Annotated in this window: 1 protein-coding gene and 1 pseudogene; both read left to right on the top strand. The window is 60.2% G+C overall.

Features of this window, described 5'->3' with window-relative positions; translation table 11 throughout:
- Positions 1 to 1,166, top strand: a 1,166-nt coding sequence (locus WCA53_RS14720; RefSeq protein ID WP_423911483.1) for a hypothetical protein, incomplete at its 5' end; no start/stop codon positions are given.
- Positions 1,163 to 1,697 (top strand): annotated as a pseudogene (locus WCA53_RS14715) (ImcF-related family protein); the annotation flags it as partial. The gene WCA53_RS14720 and the pseudogene WCA53_RS14715, both read left to right, overlap by 4 nt.

Genomic DNA, 1,697 nt, shown 5'->3' with positions numbered 1-1,697 from the left:
TCGTCGTTGTCATGCTGGCGGGTGTCGTATTGACGCTGCTGACCTGGCCGAAGGACGAACCGACAACGTCGGTGTGGTTCTGGGTGCGTTTGCTGGTGTTTCCGGCTATCGGCTGGTGCGCGGCGTTCGGTCTGCGGCTGTTCTACTACGACGAGGAAATGACCCGGCTCAGGGCCGAGAAGGAGGCGCTGGAGAGTGACCGGGCCGAAGCCACCGAATTCGCACAGGAGCCACTGGCGGTGCTGGGCACGGCATACGTCACGGCGATGGATGCTGGCAGCGCCGGTGTGGCAGCGGCCATTGCGCAAAAGAAGCGTGTGCTCAAGGCGAGTACGCCGCGTTCTGGCGAAAACGCAGTTCGCCATACGGCGCTTGCTCTGGACGAGGACGAAGAGAGGCCGGGGCGATACCGGCCCCTATTCATGCAGTTGCTCGGCCAGATCAAGGAATCCCTCGACAGCCTTCCCGTCGATGTCCCATTCGCTGTACGCCTTCAGATTCCAACAGTCATCGACCGGGGGCAGGTCTTGAAAACGTGGCAGACCTGTTGGCAGCAGTGTGGTTATCGCAATGCATCAACGTTGTTGTTGGACCCGGAGCAGGGATTGATGGCGCTCGACGAATGGCTGGACATCAAGGGCGGTCCGGCGCTGGAGCGTTTCACGTTGTATGTCTCCGCACAACTACACGACGAGCCGCCGGAGAAAAGCGCTGAAGCAGGTGTAGCGCTGCTGCTCGGATGGGCGCCACTCGCGGAGCGCCGAGGATTGAAACCTGTAGCGCTGCTGCACCGGCCTGTCCAGTCCGACACGACGGATTTCATAACCTCACTACCGAAGGCTCTGGTGTGGGGGCAAACGTCCGGCATGCAGGTCAATCAGGTGTGGCAGACAGGATTGACGGGTCAAGATAAGGCCGCATTCCTAAAGAATTCGGCAGCCCTCGAGTTGCAGGCGTCGAAAACAGAAGACTTTGCGGGCATTCACGATATTGACCTTGCACTCGGGAATCCGGGCGCGGCTGGGGCATGGTTGGCCGTCGCGCTCGCGATCGAACGTGCGTGGCGGACCGCAGAACCGCAACTTGTTCTCACTCGCGAGAACGCGCTTCGGCTGGCGGTGGTGCAACCGATAGCGTACGAGCATGACATGGAAATCATTCAATGAAGTTGCGTAACTTCGCGGGTTATTGGGTTTTCATCGGATCTGTCACTGTAGGGATGGCGGTCCTCGCCTATTTCAAGGGTTCAGCGATTGACCCTTCGCCGTCGACTCGCGTCATTGGCGTGTTGCTTATCGGCGCGGCATTGCTGCTGGTGAGAGGGGGGCTGACGGCGGCGTGGCGATATGTAGCGAGTCGTTCGCCCGGCCGCAACGCAGGCAGGTACGAGCGTGATCCGGCGGCCAAGTTAGGCGCGACAAAGGCAGTGGAGATTGACTTTCTTTCGCAGCGAGTCAGCCGTTTCAAGCTGTCGATGCAACAGGCGTATGGCTGGCGATGGCGTTACCAGCAACCCTGGCTACTTGTCACTGGCGATCAGGCAACTGCGGAAATCCTCTACCCTGGTTTAAGCACTACAGGGTGGGCGGTTACGCCAGAGGTAGTCCTGTTTTACGCGGGCACGGCCGATCAGTCCGATGAGAACTGGCTGAAGCGGATCCGCCGTATTCGGCCCCGTAGGCCGGTCGACGCAACGG

The organism is Caballeronia sp. (assembly GCF_049581465.1).
Classification (GTDB): Bacteria; Pseudomonadota; Gammaproteobacteria; order Burkholderiales; family Burkholderiaceae; genus Caballeronia.
Note: the sequence above shows the minus strand (reverse complement) of the source record. Positions and strands in the feature narration are given on the sequence as shown.